The following is an 18,322-nucleotide window of genomic DNA, read 5'->3' on the forward strand; positions in this document are numbered from 1 at the left end:
TGAATTATGAGTTGGTGGTGAGTAGTTGTTCAATTACTTTGGGGAAATGATCTTGTTCCAAATCATGAACTTTGGCTGCAATACAGGTTGCAGTTACACAATCTACAATGGAAGTTTCAAATTGGGCTATAATTGCGCCCTCGTCATAGTGCTCGTTAACATAATGAATGGTAATTCCTGTAACAGATTCACCCGCATCTAGTACTGCTTGGTGCACGTGATTTCCATACATTCCTTTTCCACCGAATTTAGGGAGTAAGGCGGGATGAATATTAACGACTTTGGGATATAACTTTAAAATAGAAGTCGGAAACATCCATAAAAATCCGGCCAATACAATCAAATCAGGGTGATAATTATGCAAACGCTGCAACACGTCGCCATCAGTCAGTTGGGATTTATCAAACAACTCAACGGCTACACCAAGCGACTGTGCTTTCGCAATCACTCCCGCTTGGGGATTATTGCAAAAAACAGCGGATACATGAACCTGTTTGTTAGAAAAATACCGAATAATGGCTTCGGCATTGGTTCCCGAACCGGAGGCAAAAATCACAATTTGTGACATATGAGCGAAAAATTAGTCGTGTTTCGTATGCAAAAAAACAAATAATTAATGAGATAAATCACCGATGCCTAAAGGATTGTTAAAATATTTTATTACCTTCGTTACAACATTTATGAATCAAAATGTAGAAATAAAATAAAGTTTTTTATTTTTGCCATCAATTTAAAATTAAAAATTAGAAACTATGTCAGACATTGCATCAAGAGTTAAAGCGATTATCGTGGACAAACTAGGAGTTGACGAAAATGAAGTTGTATCTGAAGCAAGCTTCACTAACGATTTAGGAGCGGATTCATTAGATACTGTTGAGCTTATCATGGAGTTCGAGAAAGAATTTGACATCCAAATTCCAGACGATCAGGCTGAGAACATTTCAACTGTTGGTCAAGCTATCTCTTACATCGAAGAAGCTAAAAAATAATAAAATATAGTAAACCCGTATATTCGAAACGTCTGTACGGGTTTTTATTATTTTTTAAAATTACGATTTTACGATTGTAAATCAATCATTTATATAAATACCCCTGTCTCTTTGCGCTAACACAAAAAAGGAACACGGGTATTCTTTATATTAAGAACAAACTAAAAAACATCTCTATGCAATTAAAGCGTGTTGTTGTAACCGGACTTGGAGCCCTAACTCCTATTGGAAATTCCATCGAGGAATATTGGGACGGTTTAGTAAACGGTCGTAGCGGTGCTGCACCCATTACGTATTACGATACCGAAAAACACAAAACAAAGTTTGCTTGTGAAGTCAAAAACTTTGATGTGGAGCAATACATGGACCGCAAAGAGTCCCGCCGTTTGGATAAATTTTCACAATATGCCATTGCAGCCAGTGACGAAGCCATTAAAGACGCCGGAATTTCCGACGACAATGTGGACAAAAGTCGCGTAGGAGTGATTTGGGGTGCCGGAATCGGTGGTTTAGAAACTTTCCAAGATGAAGTTTTAAACTATGCCAAAGGCGACGGAACACCTAAATTCAATCCTTTCTTTATCCCGAAAATGATTGCCGATATTGCCCCTGCGCACATTTCTATGCGCAACGGCTATATGGGACCCAATTATACTACGGTTTCTGCTTGTGCTTCTTCAGCCAATGCCTTGATTGACGCATTCAACTACATCCGTTTAGGAATGTGTGATGTGATCATCTCTGGAGGTTCTGAAGCAGCAGTAACGATTGCCGGTATGGGTGGATTCAACTCCATGCACGCCCTTTCAACCCGCAACGATAGTCCGGCAACCGCATCGCGCCCTTTTGATGCGACCCGTGACGGTTTCGTATTGGGAGAAGGTGCTGGAGCGTTAGTGTTGGAAGAATACGAACATGCCAAAGCCCGTGGCGCAAAAATTTATTGTGAAATCGGCGGTGGTGGTTTATCTTCTGATGCCTATCACTTAACCGCACCACATCCTGAAGGAGTGGGCGTTATTGCCGTAATGAAAAACACCTTGCGCGATGCGGGTATGAACCCTAACGATGTGGATCATATCAATACACACGGTACTTCAACCCCACTGGGTGATGTGGCCGAATTAAAAGCCATCAGTGCAGTATTTGGTGACCATGCCAAAACCATGAACATCAATTCAACCAAATCCATGACAGGTCACCTTCTAGGTGCTGCGGGTGCGATTGAAGCGATTGCGGTAATTTTGGCTATGAAACACGGTATCGTTCCGCCAACCATCAACCATGAAGTTGTCGATGAAAATATTGACCCTTCATTAAACTTGACCCTAAACAAAGCACAAAAACGCGAAATCAATGTCGCGATGAGCAATACATTTGGGTTTGGTGGCCACAACGCTTGTGTACTTTTCAGAAAAATTGAGGCCTAATCACGTCTATGCGTATTATTAAAAAAATATTTGGTAAAACTTCCCGTCCTCAACTTGAGGGCGGGATTTTTTTTGAATCCATTCAACAAATTCTGGGCTTTGCTCCCGGAAATTTGCGGTATTACAAAAAAGCGTTTACCCACCGCTCCTCCAATATTCTTGATGAAAACGGGAGTCCGATTAATTATGAACGCCTTGAATTCCTCGGGGATGCCATGCTAGGCTCTGTCATTGCAGCCCATCTCTACAAAGAAGCTCCATCTGGCGACGAAGGCTACCTCACTAAAATGCGTTCGAAAATCGTGAGCCGCGAACACCTCAACGAACTCGGACGTGACCTCAACCTCATTCAGTTTGTGGAGAGTAAAGTACCGCCCCAACATTTTGGCGAAAACATCCATGGTAATATTTTTGAAGCTTTAATAGGCGCTATTTTCCTAGATAAAGGCTATAGTTTTTGCGAAAAATTTATCCATGAAAAAGTCATTATTCCTTATGTAGATATTGCCAAACTGGAAGGCAAAGTTATTAGCTACAAAAGTTTGGTTATCGAATGGTGCCAAAAAGAAAAACTGCATTTCCATTTTGATGTTTTTGACGACAATGGAAACGATGGCCAAAAATATTTTGGGGTCCGACTCAGCATCAACAACAAAGTGGTCGCCAAATCAAGAGCCACCTCCAAGAAAAAGGCAGAAGAAATTGCTGCTAAACGCGCTTATTTTGCATTTCAGGAAAAAATTAACAAAAATTAGTGCAATCTCTTAAAAATCTACAACGTTTTCGTTCATAAAATAACGTTAATCTAACTTCCTTTCGGTAAAACCGATTCCGATTACCCGTATATTTACAACTTATTTTGGCGTAAATGGCAACTCAAAAAATCTACATCCATGAGTTTGAGGAAAGCGATTATGAAGTAATTGCAATCCACACCACTTTGGAAGATTCTCGCTTGGCTTACCACATTAACCGCCAACTCGAAGTGCTTCTCGCACGCAGTGAAGAAGACCTTCAAATTCAGGTGAAAGACGGATTGACCGGACTCTCCCGCTTTGAATTTTACGACGAAGCCCAGTTTATAACTTGGAATTTGGTACAAAATAAAAGCGAGATTGCCAACGTTACTTCAGGAACTGGTGATTTATTTGCCAGTTTACAAGAAGAAATCGCAACCACCGTATATCTTTTGCCCGAATTCAAAAAAGTAGACTATTTGCTCAAAATCGAAAATCTAGAAGACGATTTGGATGTAGAAGCCTTAGTCAAAAAAATAAGCGACATTGAATGGGTAAGCCTTGCTTACTGTATCGATAAAGACAAATTGAAGTCAAAACACAATTTAATTTTTTAAAGAATGCCAACCACTAGAAAAAAGACCAAAATTGTGGCCACATTAGGCCCGGCATGTAGCACACGCGAAGTGATTAAAGACATGATTGATGCCGGAGTAAATGTGTTCCGTATCAACTTTTCACATGCCGACTATGCCGATGTAAAAGAACGCATTGATATCATCCGCGGATTAAACGATGAATTTGGCTATACTACCGCCATTTTAGCCGATTTACAAGGTCCAAAATTGCGTGTAGGCGTGATGAAAGAAGATGTAGTCGTGAATCCAGGTGACATCATCACCTTCCAAACTGCTGAAGATGTTCCGGGTAACGCCGAACGCGTTTATATGAACTACAAAGCGTTTCCAAGTGATGTAAATCCGGGTGAACGCATCTTGTTAGACGATGGAAAACTTATCTTCGAAGTGGTAGCAACCGACGGAAAAGACGAAGTGAAAACCAAAGTGATTCAAGGCGGACCTTTGAAATCCAAAAAAGGAGTAAACCTTCCCAACACCAAAGTTTCCTTACCGGCTTTAACGCAAAAAGACATCAAAGACGCCATTTTTGCCATTGAAAGCAATGTGGATTGGATTGCACTTTCTTTCGTGCGTACCCCAAAAGATTTGATGGAATTGCAAGACTTAATCAGTGAGCACACCGACCATAAAATTCCGATTGTAGCCAAAATCGAAAAACCTGAAGCGGTAGAAAATATCGACAAAATCGTGGCGTATTGCGACGGTTTGATGGTTGCACGTGGCGACCTCGGTGTTGAAATTCCGGCACACGAAGTACCGTTAATCCAGAAAAAATTAATCCACCGTGCCAAAACGGCTCGCATCCCTGTAATCGTGGCTACTCAAATGATGGAAACCATGATCACGAGTTTGACGCCAACACGTGCCGAAGTTAACGACGTGGCCAACTCAGTAATGGACGGTGCCGATGCGGTAATGCTTTCAGGAGAAACTTCGGTAGGAAACTATCCCGTACAAGTAATCGAGAAAATGACACAAATCATTGAAGCAGTAGAAGATTCTCCGCTGATTCAAGTGCCTCAAAATGCACCGCACGTGCGTACCAAACGTTTCATTACCAAATCGATTTGTTACCACGCGGCTACCATGGCCAACGACATCAAAGCGAAAGCGATTTCAACCTTAACCAACAGCGGTTATACGGCATTTCAAATTTCGGCTTGGCGCCCATCAGCGCATATTTTGGTGTACACATCAAATAAGCGCATCTTGACCCAATTGAATTTATTGTGGGGCGTAAATGCGTTTTACTACGATAAATTTGTAACCACAGATGACACCGTGGACGACATCAACCAAATGGCCAAAGAACGTGGCTTTGTGAAAAAAGGCGATATCTTAATCAACTTGGCCGCAATGCCCGTAGTAGAGCGCGGAATGGTGAACACCCTTCGTATTTCGGAGATCGAATAAGACCAATAAACAATTACATACGAAAAGGATTGTCGAAACGTTAGAATTTTGATAATCCTTTTTTCTTTTCAAAAAATCAATCTATCTTTGAGTAATAAACACACGTAATATGGAATCTAAAAACCCATTTTTCAACACCAAATCGTACAACAATTCCGAAACGGTTCACGATGCCGTACTTATTGATTACAACCAAACCATGAGCCTTAGCGGCACCATCAACAAAGCATTCATCATGTTAATCTTGTTGGTTGCTGGTGCAGTGACCACATGGACCATGACCGGCTCCGGTTTCAATCCAGTAATTCTTATTATTGGCGGCGCCATCGTAGGAATGATTGCCGTATTGGTTTCGACTTTCAAACCCGAATTATCACCGTATTTAGCGCCGGGTTACGCCATTTTTGAAGGTTTATTCATTGGCGGTTTATCGGCCTTTTTTGAAGCAAAGTACCCCGGAATTGTTATCCAAGCAGTAGGTGCAACCTTTGTCACCTTTTTTGTGTGCTTAGGATTATACAAATTCCAAATTATAAAAGTGACTGAGAAGTTCCGTTCCGTAGTGGTAGCGGCGACTTTAGCCATTGCAGCCTATTATTTAATCACTTGGTTAATTACCTTGTTCACCAACTTCCAACCCGTACATTACGGCAACAGCTTGATGAGCATCGGAATCAGCGTATTTGTGATTGTGATTGCGGCATTAAACATCTTTTTGGACTTTGACCAAATCGAACGCGGAGTGGCCAATCGTGCCCCAAAATACATGGAATGGTACGGCGCCATGGGCTTGATGATCACCTTGGTGTGGTTGTATGTCGAGTTCTTGCGTTTACTTTCTAAAATAAACAGCAGAGACTAAACGGTCTTCACGATAAAACACTACAAAACCATCCTTCGGGGTGGTTTTTTGTTTGAAAAATGAAGTTGTTATTTGGAGCCTTTTCCTGTTGTTCGTTGCAACCTGCCTGCCGGTAGGCAGGGTCCTCAGCGGCCTGCTTGTTTTTACAGCGCCGCCTTCAGGTAGACAACAACTTACTAATAGCTAAGCACTTTACTAATTTTAGCATTTGCTTCAAGCCCTGCTATTAGTTTATAAAAATCATCATTTTTTGCTATCCTAAAACTAATTCTATTTGCATTAGTTAATTCAATCTGTAACGTAGGATAGTAATTCAATCGTAGTCTTTTGAATTTTACATTTTTTATATCGTCCAATAGGAACTCGCTTTCTCCAACAACTATTTTCTTTTCATTAATCTTAATTTCTGTGCTGTGTGATGATTTTGAAAAAGAAAATTTATAAATATAGTTTGCAGAGACCAATGCTGTTACAACAAGAACCAAATTTACATTACTGAATTTAGGGTAAATCATAGTTAGAATACTAATTACTAAAATCATTAAAAAAACATAACATAATACCCCAAATAATAGGAACAAATAAAACTTGCTAATATTTATTTTTTCAACGGTGTACAATTTCATTTTTTGCTAATAATTACAGTATCCATTCCACCCGATAGCGCGGATTTATAATCCGTGCTAAACCTGGGATATTGTATTCCTTATTTATGATCAATAAATAAACTAAACCTTATTAGATGTAGTTTTTCTTTTTTCTTAGCGGGCACGGATTGAATATCCGCGCCATCAGGTATTACAATCCATTACTACATCTACTTTTTGCTTAGAAAGTAGTTAAGAAATTCACCATTCATTCCTTTGTGTCTTATTGTATTGTTTTTTATTACCCATTTTTCATTTTCAAACACCCTATTAGTTTCCATAGTGATTTTGAAATTATTTACATTTTTTCCCAAAATAAAATAAGTAGGTGATGTTATTCCTTGAGTTGTTTGTACATAAAAACTTTTCAACGCTCTAGAATTAACTATTAAATCCCCAAATTGATTTTCAAAACGAGCTACACTATCATTTTCAAAAAATAAAGTAAGATGATAAGTTATTTTTTCCTCTCTTTTATTTTTTACTGTAAAAATTGATTTCTTTTTACTCCCTTTGAATGACTCATTAACTATAATTTTATCTCTTTGAGGATAGCTATCCAGTGTCAGAGTATCTTGATTAATGTTATAATTTCCATTGACAGTAAATTTTGAAAACTCCCAAGCATAATTATAGGTAAACGTATTATTGGGGAATAAGTTGATACTCTCTTTCAAATACATTGCACTATTTTCATTAGCGCTATATTCGTAAAGCCCAGCGTATTCCTCGTTCTTGATAAGAAATAAGAATAAAAGAATAACTACTTTGTTCATGATCTAGATTTTTTTAATCCTTTTTTATAATCTTCTTTCCACCCCATATAAACTTCAAAAACTTGAGTTTTTTCAGCTCCTGCTCTAATAGTCTTCTTCCTTAATTCTTTTCCAAATTCAGAATTGATATTTCTCTCAGTTTTTGGTAAAAGATTATAAGGTATATTATTTAAATAACCCGATAGCGCAGATTTATAATCCGTGCTAAACCTGGGATATTGTATTCCCTATTTATAATCAACAAATAAACTAAACCTAATTAGATGTAGTTTTTCTTTTTTCTTAGCGGGCCCGGATAGAATATCCGCGCCATCAGGAGTTTATAAATTCCTGTAATGGTAATAATTTCAACTTCTTTGACACACCCCTGTTTTTAGTTGTATTTAAAAACTCATTATTAGTGTATGGCCCGTATACTTTGTAATTTGAAAGGTAGGTATTTCCTTCCAAATCATATTCTAGTCTTGGTTTTGTGTTTTTTTCAATAATCCAAAACTCCTGTAACGAGCTATTTGCAATCTCTTCTTTTAACTTTTTCAAATTATTTGAAACTTCTTGAGACACACTTTTTCGTATTTTATCTACGGGTTTAATTTTAGCAATGATAAAATTTGAATCGGCATTTATTTCTAATATTTCACCATTGATGACATGCCCTGCTGTTCCTTTATCGCGTTCATTCATTTCTACTACAGCCATGTATCCATTGCGGTCATAATCCAAATAGAAATCTTGTCCCAACGATAAAGGGACTGTCCCTTGACATCCAAATAACAAAATGAGCAGAAATAGATAATAAGTACGCATAAAGTAATGACTTAATATAATTCGGATTTAATGAATGGATCAGAATAAAATTTTACTCCCGCTTCCGTTTCTCAATAAAACGCACTACCAAATGGGAATATAAAAGAAAATTCGCTTTTAAAGGTTCACGTAACGAAACCCTACTCGTATTCAAACCCACTGAACCATTGAAAATATAAGTGGTTTGTGGTTTTGAATCCAAGGTTTCTAAGGGTAATTTTTCAGTCTTTTTCGTTAATGTGTCCAAAATATACCCTTGAAAATTGAGATAAATTTCATTTTCCATACCGTAACCATTGCCTTGTCCATTTCGATCAAACTGTAGTTTCTCTACTTCATGAATGGTATATTTTACTTTTTCAAGATGCAATACAAAACGCGATTTCGTAGTAACCAATCGGATATTCTTCCGATAAAAAACCGACTGCATCACACTATCTATCTCAGGTAACATGAGTGAATCACTCACTTCATAAGCGGCAGGTTTTTCCAACTGTACCAAAGTTGGTTTGGAAAGCGAACGTTGAAAAAGAATGGAATTACCAAAACTTCCACAAGAAGTACAACTAATCAATACTAAAATAAAACTGAGAAAACGAAAAATGGTTCTTTTGGATATACTATAACGCATATTATGGCTTTTAATAATGAAGTAAAAATACTCGTTTTTGGGAATTATTCTATCTTTTTAACAAACCCAAAACGCATTTTAACTCAACAACTAAAACGCAAACTTCAACTGCACCACCACCGTTTTCTTGACTTCGGTGTTTAAATTACTCAACGAAATCCCCAACAACCGCACCGATTCTTTCAAGCGCTCTTGGTACAACAACTCTTTGGCAGTTTCAAACAACAAGCCTTTGTCGGCGATAAAATAGGGTAAGGTTTTGCTGCGGGTTTGGGTGGTAAAGTCGCTGTATTTGATTTTTAAAGTGACGGTCTTTCCCGAAATGTTGTGCTTTTTTAAGCGGCGTTCCAACTCCTCCCCGATCCGTTGCAGTTTTTCTTCCATAAACAATTCCGAGGTCAAGTTCTCGCGAAAGGTGTGTTCGGCGGCAACCGACTTGGATATGCGGTTGGGTTTGACTTCGCTGTAATGAATTCCTCGAACGATGTTGTAATAAAAGCCACCGCTCTTGCCAAAATGCTCCTCCAAATAGTCCCGGGATCGCGCTTTTAAGTCGGCCCCCGTAAAAATCCCGTGGTGGTACATTTTCTCGGCCGTGACTTTCCCAATGCCATAAAACTTTTTGATGTCCAAAGCTTCTAAAAACGCTTCCACTTCATCCGGTGGCACCGTTTTTTGACCGTTGGGTTTGTTGTAATCGCTGGCAACTTTGGCCACAAACTTCGTGTTGGATATCCCTGCCGAGGCTGTTAACCCGATTTCATTGAAAATCCGGGCCCGAATTTCTTGCGCAATTAACGACGCACTCGGGTTCCCTTTTTTATTTACCGTCACATCCAAATACGCTTCATCGAGTGACAAAGGTTCGACCAAGTCGGTATACTCCCGAAAAATCGCCCGAATGCGTTTGGAAATTTCGGTATAACGATCAAAGCGAGGACGCACAAATATTAATTCGGGACATTGTCGTTTGGCTTGTACCCCACTCATTGCACTGCGCACGCCAAACTTTCGGGCTTCATAACTCGCTGCCGAAACCACACCGCGCACTTCACTACCGCCCACCGCAATGGGCTTTCCCTTTAATTCGGGATTGTCCATTTGCTCCACAGAAGCATAAAACGCATCCATATCGATGTGAATAATTTTGCGCTGGCGAAACTCGGGTTCCATATCAATCGTTTACAGGAATAAAAAAGGCCAAAGGGTGTTTTTTGAAATACTTCCACGTCGCCCGAAACAACAATCCCAATTCAGAAAATGGAATATTACGGGAGCGTAATGCCAACCCGAGCGACAAGGAAAAACTCACGATAAAATTAATAAAACCAATGACACCAATTCCGATAATCGCCCAAAACAACATGGGCACAGCGACATGAAAATCGGCACCATACAGCCCCATCGCAAAGTTACCCGCCGAAAAAGTAATGTGGCGAATATCTAAGGAGAGTCCGAAGAAAATTCCCAACGAAGCTGTGCTTCCCAAAAACACACCAAACCAACCGTTAGAAGCCACACCGGGCCAATAGTGGGTAAACCAACTGGCTATTCGTTCGGTTTTAACTACTCCTAAAGTTTGCTTCAATACAGGATGTTCTTTGATTCGAAAATAGACACGATTGTGTTTGTTGGCGTTGGAAATTGTCCCCGAGATAATTCCCGATAAAAACAAAAATAGACCAGCGATGGCAGCATGAACTATTGCTAAAGAATCAATGGGTGACAAATCGGTGAGTAACGTATATGCTTTTTCCGAAGCGATATTGACTTCCCAGAGTTGATCAATCCCCCAGATTAAAACAAAAGCTACGGGAAATGCCATGATTACATTTCCAAAAAAGGCTATGAATTGCGAGCGAAAGAGTCGGGCAAACAAACGAGCAAACGAGCGGTGTTTATTGTCCTCTTTTGCTGATGATTTTCGCATACCCTCTTCAAGAGATTTCACGATGGTCGCTGCTGTCATAGCGGGTTGTTTGGTCGCCAAGGTACAGCCCGTAAGGTAAATCAATATAAATCCAAAAGCATAATTTAAACTATAGAGTACCGCGTGTGCAAAAGCACTTCCTTCGGTTTTGGAAAACAACAATTTGAAAATACACAGAAATCCGACGATAAAACCACCGCCTAATGCGGCTTTAAGCATAGAAAAATAAGCTGAACGGGTTTCGGTAATATAATGTTCCCCAGTACGAGCGGTGTGCTGGGTGATTTCGTAGGCGATGAGTTGCGTACTTTCATTAAACAATTGGCGCACATTATTCTTTTGGCAATTGAACCGAATCAAACGCAAAGCCAATAGGATAGAATTATTTTTTCGGTCAATCGGTTTTTCAACCACCAAATACGTCAACAATGCTTTAACCCGTTGCAATTGCTGTCGAATACGCAATAAACTTTGGTTTACTTTTAAGGAAATTCCAAACTTGGCGCTGTTTTGAAAGGCTTTATCGACGTATTCTTCGCATTGTTTGTGCAAGATGAGCAATTGTTTGTAATTCAAATCAGCAGCAGAAACGGCATGATATTCTCCTTGACGAATTTGGTGATGTAAAACTTCGAATTCATTTTCAAAGGCCAAAAACGGACTTTCTAAATCGGCATACTCGGGCACCATTTTAATCACATCGCTTTCCAAGGCACGACCGCTCATTCGTTGCGACAACAAAGCGGTTGCCGTTAACAATTCCGATAAAGGAGTAGCATCCGCCGCAGTCGTATAGGCATCAGAAAAAACTAACAATGAAAAAAGTTCTTGTAATTCCTCCAACGGAATTTTGGCCAACCAAATGGGATCCGACGATTTATAAAACACTTGATTCAGTACAAATTCAAGCGTATCTTCATCGGGTTGAAACGGCAAAATCTTAGCCCATGCCCGTTGTTTGATTTCACACCAAAAATCGGAATCCCGTAAAATACCGGTATCCGACAAAATTCGAGCAAATTTTCGACGGTGAAGCACGTTCGTTACACGCTTGCCAATTTGTTTGCGATGTTCTATATCTTGGCTTAAAAAGGCTAAAAACGACTGAATCGATAGTGATTCAAATGATTTTGGATTACGCGGACGAAGCATTTGAACCAAATCGACCAAAAAACTCAGGGAATCCTTGGGATTGGGCGTTAAAAAATGAAATGCATACCATTCAGAATAGGTCGAAAATTTTTGTTTCTTTTGCATAGGCTTTGGAATGGGGTCGATTGCGTAAATATACGATTTGCCCCTCTAAATTTTCTTAACTTCGTACTAAATTCCCCCGAAATGATCGAAATCGAACGTAAATTTTTAGTGAAAAACGACGCATTTATAGCGGAAAGTCGGACGTCCTTTGCCATTGCACAAGGTTATTTATCGTCTGTGCCCGAAAGAACGGTTCGCATTCGCATTAAAGGGGATAAGGGCTACTTAACCATCAAAGGCAAAAGCAGTGCTTCGGGTGCGAGTCGGTTGGAATGGGAAAAAGAAATTTCGGTAGAAGAAGCAAAGCTATTATTGCCCTTGTGTGAAAAAGGAGTGATACAAAAAACCCGATACGAAGTGGTATCGGGTAATCATATCATTGAAATTGATGTTTTTGAAGGAGAAAATGCGGGATTGGTTTTGGCCGAAATCGAATTGCAAGACGAAAACGAAAACTTTCTTAAACCCGATTGGTTGGGCGAAGAAGTGACGCAAGACGAACGTTACTACAACGCGTATTTATCGCATCATCCGTATTCGTTATGGTAATTTCTTTTCGACTTCGATCACTTCAATCGTAACGATGGCCGAACCTGAGTTTTTGGAACCTGAAATTAATACAAAAGCCCTTTTGGACAAATCGATTTCACGGCCACGGGCAAAAGGACCACGGTCTGTAATTTCGACAATCACGGATTTTCCTGTCGCTTCATTGGTCACACGGACCAAAGTGCCCAACGGTAATTTTTTATGGGCTGCCGTTAACTTATTACGGTCATAGCGTTTACCACTTGCAGTCCGTTTACCATGAAAACGATCGGCATAATAGGACGCGTGGGCTTTTTTCTTATAGGGTTTGAATTTACCATTGATGACAACTGTGGTGTCTTCAATCGCTTCATCCACAACAAGTTTGTCTTTTTTAATCGTGTCTGTTTTTTGCTTTTTCAGTTCCGGACTTACCGTTGTTTGAGCGGTAAACGTATAACTTAGAAAAAGGGCCAACAGCATAGACAAGCCATAAGTAATGGTTTTTGATGATCTCATTGGGCTTTATTTTGTTTTCGAATTAAATTATTCTACCAAAGAATAACCATGAATTCTTAAAATTAGTATTCCGATTGCCGGAAATTAAAACCACAAACTCCAAGGAATACGTGATAAAATCAACAGTAATCCCAAGGTATAGAAAATGGTGAATTTATTAAATTTCACACTTGATTCTGTAGCTTTTTTGTGAGTTGACCAGCCAACAGTAATCAATACAATAGCAATAATATTTACCAAAGGATGTTCCATAGACGTTAGGCGCGCTTCTGCATTGGACATGTCTCCCAACAAGGCTTTTCCTAGCGGAGATACAAAATACAAAATCAAACCTACTACCAATTGGATATGAGTGGCAATCAACGCAAACAATCCTATTTTACGATCTCTAGCTGTAAACTCGCGTCCAGATGACTTACCCATTAACGCATTAATAACTGCAAATAACAATAATGCCAAAGCTAAATAGGCCCAACCCGAGTGAAATTTTTGTATGAAATGATACATGATTTTTATTTTTAGTGGATAACAAAAATAGGCAAAAAAAAACGATACCCAAATGAGTATCGTTTTATATTGATTGAAATTAAATTAGAAATTATAGGTAATTCCAAAATTCCAAGTTCTACCAAAACCAAACCAAACACGGTTGCCATCAGCTACCCCATTGTACAATTTGTTGTTTGAAGCGTAGGTACCCGCAGCTGGATTTGACGGAATCACATTATCATCTGCAAAAATATTCGTTTGCGATTCTAGGATATAGATGGTATCAAATACGTTGGCTACATTCAACACAAAATTAACCGAATCCTTGTTGTCTTTTCCTACTAACATTTTATAAGACAAACCGGTGTCAAATAAAGTATAGGAAGGTAATTTTAATGTTCCCTTGTTATTTTGAACACCAAAATTTGCAGGATTTATATCCGCGTACAAATTGTCAAAATAGTTGCTGTTTGCACTGAATTTCAAACGTGGTAAAAATTCGTAGTCAAAACCTAAAGCAGCCGTCATTTGAGCCGCACTTCCCACTTTTACACCATCTAAAAATACTTGTGTACCTGTTGAAATAATCTCATTTTGATTGTTAAACTTATCTCCGGTAGAAGTTCCTATATAACTCCAATCCCCTTTAGAAAACATACCGTTAACTTGTAAACCTTTGAACGGTTTGTAGGTAAAATCAACTTCAACCCCTTGGTGCAATTCACTTACCCCACGGAATACAAAATAACCGGATGGGTTTGCAGGATCTGTATCTGCTCTTGAAGTGAATCGATCGTTCCATTGTGTACGGTATACGTTTACATTGGCATTGAATTTAGCCGAACGATAGCCATACCCCAATTCGATCCCTAGAATTTTTTCATTAGAAACATCATCATTTACAATATTTCTGCTATTTGGAAATACCGCATCAATAAACGGTTGACGAGAATAATAACCGGTATTTACAAATACATTATGTTTTTCGTTTAGGTTATAATTTGCTCCAACTTTTATATTCCCCCCCATACGTTTTTGCTTATCTGACGTTTGTAAAGGAACATTATCGGCGTACACAAAATAATCTACGCGTTGGTAACTTTGGTTGGAAACTGCACCTTGAACAAATACCGACAACTTATCTGTTTTATACTCCGCTTGCGCAAATCCACCCAACCAACTTACTAAACCTTCCCAGTTACGATCTACGATGGTATTTTTTGTAGCATTGAAAAAAGGATTAAAAGAAGGTGAAGCAGCAAAGGTTTGATTGGTGTAAAATGAATTATTATTGACATTACGCTGGTCTCGGTAATAATCGGCACCTAATAGATTATTCACATTACGAACGTGAATTCCTTTATAATAACGGTAATCCACCCCTGCATCTACCGTAATTTTATTGAATTTACGGTTCACATTCATAATCGCTCCATACCAGTTGTGCGAGTTAATTCCAGAGATCATCGACAATCCACTTGACGATGTGTTTACATTGCCATAGGTTGGATCTTGTGGACGTGATAAAGTAACAGTTCCCGGAGGATTATTTGTGTCTGGAATTGTAATTGCATTTCCAGAGTTGTATTGAGAAATTAAATCATAGTTTACTAATCCATTTGCATCGCGCAAACGGTCTGATGTATAAGCAATTCCAGCAACATTTCCGAAAGCACCCGAACCGCCTCCGCGGCCCCATGAACCGTAAGCTAAGGTATTTACTCTTGTTTTGTCATTGATTTCCCATTCCCAGTTTAAAGACATGACTGGTTTATGGTAAAAGTTTCTACGGATATTGAATTCCTCCCCTTTGTAGTAACCCCAATCATCATTCCAACGCACATTGGGTTCGCCACCTTCCCCTTTTTGGATATAACGATGAATGGTAATCCCTGTTCCACGTTGGTGGTGCCATTGCGGTGCACCTGTAAAGGTAAACTCAATATTATGTTTTTTGTTAAACTCATAGCCCATTGCTAGGAAATAGTTTTGTGCTGAAAATTTAGTACCGTCAACATAACCATCACCTTCTGTATTGCTTAACAATACCGAAGCAGAGAAGCCGTTTTTCATTTTACCTGTCGAATACGTCGCTAAGAATTTACGGTAATCGTCATTTCCTAACATTGATTGTACAAAACCTCCTTCTTTACGTTGTGACGATTTGGTAACGATATTTATAGTTCCCCCAACAGAAGAAATAGCTAAACGCGAAGAACCTAAACCGCGTTGCACTTGCATTGCAGAAGCTACATCGGATAGTCCAGCCCAGTTACTCCAGAAAACACGACCGTTTTCCATGTCATTAACAGGCATACCGTTGATCATGATCGCGATATTTTCTTGGCCAAAACCACGAACAGTCACACGAGAATCACCAAAACCACCTCCACCTCTTGAAGCGTAAACGGAAGGCGTATTGTTAAGAATTTCAACAAACTCTTTATTTCCTAACTTTTGTTGAATTACTGCTGCATTAACCGTTGAAACGGCTACTGGCGTAGAGCGATCTTTAGCAATATCAAATAAAGCAGAACCTTTGATTACAACTTCATCCAATTTGTTGCTTTCAACGGTTAAAACTATTTTACCCAACTCTTGCTCTTCACCTTTCGCAACTGAAAAAGAAAGTACTTTAGTTTGGTAACCAATAAATGAAATAGAAAGTTTTCCTGAAGAAGGAACAGAAATTTCAAATTTCCCATCCACGTCTGTTAATACTCCTCCAGTACTCCCTTGTACTGCAAGATTAACTCCAATTAAAGGTTGATTTAACTCATTGTCTACCACAATTCCTTTCAATTTACCTTGACCTAAAACCGTCAACGAAAACAAAAAGAAAAAGAATACATTGATTGCTGTTTTTTTCATTGTGTCGTTTTTCTTAAAAATTTTTGCAAAGGTCGAAACCTACCCGTAATCTAATGTTACGAAATCATTAAGAAAAACGCTATTTTGAAAGGTATCGTTGAGAATTATCCTTCAAAAAACACAATTGACTAATTATTTTCTATGTGTTTTGTAGAATTTTAACAACATTGCTGTAGAATTATCATGACTAATAGCTGTATCGTTTACGATTTCATCTAAAATGGTATTGGCCAACTGTTTTCCGAGCTCCACACCCCATTGATCATAACTGAAAATATTCCAAATAATTCCTTGTACAAAAATTTTATGTTCGTACAACGCGATTAATTTACCCAAAGCTGCTGGTGTTAACTTTTGAATTAACAAGGTATTTGTTGGTCGATCACCCGAAAACACTTTAAAAGGCAACAAATACGCTGCTTTGGCCGCATCCATTCCTTGTTTATCAAACTCGGCTTGCACTTGCACTTCGGTTTTACCATTTAACAAGGCTTCGGTTTGAGCAAAGAAATTGGACATTAATTTATCATGATGGTCTTGATCACCGTGTAAGGAATGAACAAAGCCAATAAAATCAGTCGGAATCAACTTGGTACCTTGATGAATCAATTGGAAAAAAGCGTGTTGGGAATTTGTTCCGGGTTCGCCCCAAATAATGGTACCCGTTTGGTAATTCACAGGGTTTCCATCGCGGCCAATGCTTTTTCCGTTACTTTCCATGATGCCTTGTTGTAAATACGGCGCCAACTTTTGCAGGTATTGGGTATACGGAATCAAGGCCTCACTTTCCGCGCCATAAAAATTATTGTACCAAATACTTAATAAGGCTAAAACAACCGGAATATTTTGATCAAAAGATGTCGTTTTAAAATGTTCATCCATTTGATGCGCCCCCGACAACAATTGGTCAAAATGATCGAAGCCTACGGCTAACGCAATGGATAAACCTACCGCACTCCACAAGGAAAAACGGCCGCCAACCCAATCCCACATCGGGAAAATATTATCGGCATGAATCCCAAACTCGGTTACTTTTTGAATGTTGGTCGAAACCGCCACAAAGTGTTTGGCAACATCTTCAGGTTGTGCCGATTGTAAAAACCAAGCTCGTATGGTTTCCGAATTGGATAAGGTTTCTTGCGTAGTGAAGGTTTTTGAAACAATCACAAACAAAGTTGTTTCAGGATTGATTTTCTTGATCACTTCTTGTACATGGTCACCATCCACATTGGATACAAAATGAACATTCAAGTGATTTTTGTAGAACTGTAAGGCTTCTACAACCATGGCCGGACCCAAATCGGAGCCCCCAATTCCAATATTGACAATATCGGTAAATGCTTTTCCAGAAAACCCTTTGCGAGCTCCAGAAATTACTTCGTGGGTAAAGTTTTTGATTTTATTTTTTACGGCAAATATTTCAGGCATCACATTTTTCCCATCAACCAAAACAGTGGCCGACTCTGGATTACGTAAAGCGGTATGCAAAACCGCTCTATTTTCGGTTTGATTAATTAAAGAACCGCCAAAATACGCCTCAATAGCTGCTTTCAAATGCACCTCATCTGCCAAAGCGAGCAAGTGATTCAGTGTTTCTTTCGTTACCGCATTTTTAGAATAATCCACTAAAAAATCGTCCCATTGAATATGGAATTGTTCTGCACGCGCTGGGTTTTCAGCAAATAAGCCTTTGATGGATTGCTTTTTCATCTCCTCAAAATGCTTTTGAAGTTGGTTCCAGGCTTGAGTTTGTGTCGGATTTATTGCTTGTAATGCCATAACTAAAATTTTTGCG

18 protein-coding genes are annotated in these 18,322 nt (G+C 39.0%); 7 read left to right on the forward strand and 11 right to left on the reverse strand.

Translation table 11 applies throughout. The annotated features are described in order from the left end of the window. Positions 1–4 precede the first annotated feature (4 nt). The gene (gene purN, locus EQG61_RS01870; RefSeq protein ID WP_129460188.1) at positions 5–568 is read right to left on the reverse strand and encodes a phosphoribosylglycinamide formyltransferase; all 564 of its coding nucleotides are present in this window, start codon (positions 566–568) and stop codon (positions 5–7) included. Positions 569–752: 184 nt separating this feature from the next. Between purN and EQG61_RS01875 the strand changes: the two genes are divergently transcribed. The 6 genes from EQG61_RS01875 (at position 753) to EQG61_RS01900 (ending at position 6,072) form a co-directional block, all read left to right on the forward strand. Then, the gene (locus tag EQG61_RS01875; protein ID WP_026980165.1) at positions 753–989 is read left to right on the forward strand and encodes an acyl carrier protein; all 237 of its coding nucleotides are present in this window, start codon (positions 753–755) and stop codon (positions 987–989) included. 176 nt (positions 990–1,165) lie between these two features. Continuing rightward, positions 1,166–2,419: a beta-ketoacyl-ACP synthase II gene (gene fabF, locus EQG61_RS01880; RefSeq protein WP_129460189.1), complete on the forward strand. Its 1,254-nt coding sequence runs from the start codon at positions 1,166–1,168 to the stop codon at positions 2,417–2,419. A gap of 8 nt (positions 2,420–2,427) precedes the next feature. Beyond that, positions 2,428–3,174, forward strand: coding sequence for a ribonuclease III (gene rnc / locus EQG61_RS01885; RefSeq protein ID WP_129460190.1), 747 nt, complete (start codon positions 2,428–2,430; stop codon positions 3,172–3,174). A gap of 113 nt (positions 3,175–3,287) precedes the next feature. Then, positions 3,288–3,773, forward strand: a complete 486-nt coding sequence (locus tag EQG61_RS01890) for an IPExxxVDY family protein (protein ID WP_129460191.1) — start codon at positions 3,288–3,290, stop codon at positions 3,771–3,773. A 3-nt stretch (positions 3,774–3,776) separates the two neighbouring features. Further along, entirely contained in the window at positions 3,777–5,210 is a 1,434-nt protein-coding gene (gene pyk / locus EQG61_RS01895; protein ID WP_129460192.1) for a pyruvate kinase, read from the forward strand. Positions 5,211–5,319: 109 nt separating this feature from the next. Further along, on the forward strand, positions 5,320–6,072 hold the full coding sequence (locus EQG61_RS01900) for a Bax inhibitor-1/YccA family protein (RefSeq protein WP_129460193.1): 753 nt from the start codon (positions 5,320–5,322) through the stop codon (positions 6,070–6,072). Positions 6,073–6,248: 176 nt separating this feature from the next. Here the strand turns inward: EQG61_RS01900 and EQG61_RS01905 are convergent, their stop codons facing one another. The 6 genes from EQG61_RS01905 to EQG61_RS01930 all read right to left on the reverse strand — a co-directional run bounded on the left by EQG61_RS01905 (position 6,249) and on the right by EQG61_RS01930 (position 12,120). Further along, a complete protein-coding gene (locus tag EQG61_RS01905; RefSeq protein ID WP_129460194.1) occupies positions 6,249–6,698 on the reverse strand; it encodes a hypothetical protein in 450 nt (149 codons plus the stop codon). 191 nt (positions 6,699–6,889) lie between these two features. After that, entirely contained in the window at positions 6,890–7,495 is a 606-nt protein-coding gene (locus tag EQG61_RS01910) for a hypothetical protein (protein ID WP_129460195.1), read from the reverse strand. Positions 7,496–7,807: 312 nt separating this feature from the next. Next, positions 7,808–8,194, reverse strand: a complete 387-nt coding sequence (locus EQG61_RS01915) for a DUF3997 domain-containing protein (RefSeq protein ID WP_164974871.1) — start codon at positions 8,192–8,194, stop codon at positions 7,808–7,810. 160 nt (positions 8,195–8,354) lie between these two features. Continuing rightward, the gene (locus EQG61_RS01920; protein WP_129460197.1) at positions 8,355–8,933 is read right to left on the reverse strand and encodes a hypothetical protein; all 579 of its coding nucleotides are present in this window, start codon (positions 8,931–8,933) and stop codon (positions 8,355–8,357) included. Between the two features lie 90 nt (positions 8,934–9,023). Next, complete coding sequence (gene dinB, locus EQG61_RS01925) at positions 9,024–10,106, reverse strand: DNA polymerase IV (protein ID WP_129460198.1); 1,083 nt, start codon at positions 10,104–10,106, stop codon at positions 9,024–9,026. Between the two features lies 1 nt (position 10,107). Next, complete coding sequence (locus tag EQG61_RS01930; protein WP_129460199.1) at positions 10,108–12,120, reverse strand: recombinase; 2,013 nt, start codon at positions 12,118–12,120, stop codon at positions 10,108–10,110. Between the two features lie 81 nt (positions 12,121–12,201). Here EQG61_RS01930 and EQG61_RS01935 point away from each other — a divergent pair, with 81 nt between their 5' ends. After that, positions 12,202–12,669 carry a CYTH domain-containing protein gene (locus tag EQG61_RS01935; protein ID WP_129460200.1) on the forward strand — a complete coding sequence of 156 codons (468 nt, stop codon included), beginning with the start codon at positions 12,202–12,204 and terminating at the stop codon, positions 12,667–12,669. On the opposite strand, the gene EQG61_RS01940 is transcribed toward EQG61_RS01935, so the two are convergent. The 4 genes from EQG61_RS01940 to pgi all read right to left on the reverse strand — a co-directional run bounded on the left by EQG61_RS01940 (position 12,661) and on the right by pgi (position 18,306). Further along, positions 12,661–13,167: a septal ring lytic transglycosylase RlpA family protein gene (locus EQG61_RS01940; RefSeq protein WP_129460201.1), complete on the reverse strand. Its 507-nt coding sequence runs from the start codon at positions 13,165–13,167 to the stop codon at positions 12,661–12,663. The genes EQG61_RS01935 and EQG61_RS01940 overlap by 9 nt on opposite strands. Positions 13,168–13,251: 84 nt before the next feature. Beyond that, the gene (locus EQG61_RS01945; RefSeq protein WP_129460202.1) at positions 13,252–13,674 is read right to left on the reverse strand and encodes a hypothetical protein; all 423 of its coding nucleotides are present in this window, start codon (positions 13,672–13,674) and stop codon (positions 13,252–13,254) included. A gap of 84 nt (positions 13,675–13,758) precedes the next feature. Further along, on the reverse strand, positions 13,759–16,527 hold the full coding sequence (locus EQG61_RS01950; RefSeq protein ID WP_129460203.1) for a TonB-dependent receptor: 2,769 nt from the start codon (positions 16,525–16,527) through the stop codon (positions 13,759–13,761). 132 nt (positions 16,528–16,659) lie between these two features. Continuing rightward, a complete protein-coding gene (gene pgi / locus EQG61_RS01955; protein ID WP_129460204.1) occupies positions 16,660–18,306 on the reverse strand; it encodes a glucose-6-phosphate isomerase in 1,647 nt (548 codons plus the stop codon). Positions 18,307–18,322 lie beyond the last annotated feature (16 nt).

The organism is Flavobacterium stagni (assembly GCF_004122105.1).
Classification (GTDB): Bacteria; Bacteroidota; Bacteroidia; order Flavobacteriales; family Flavobacteriaceae; genus Flavobacterium; species Flavobacterium stagni.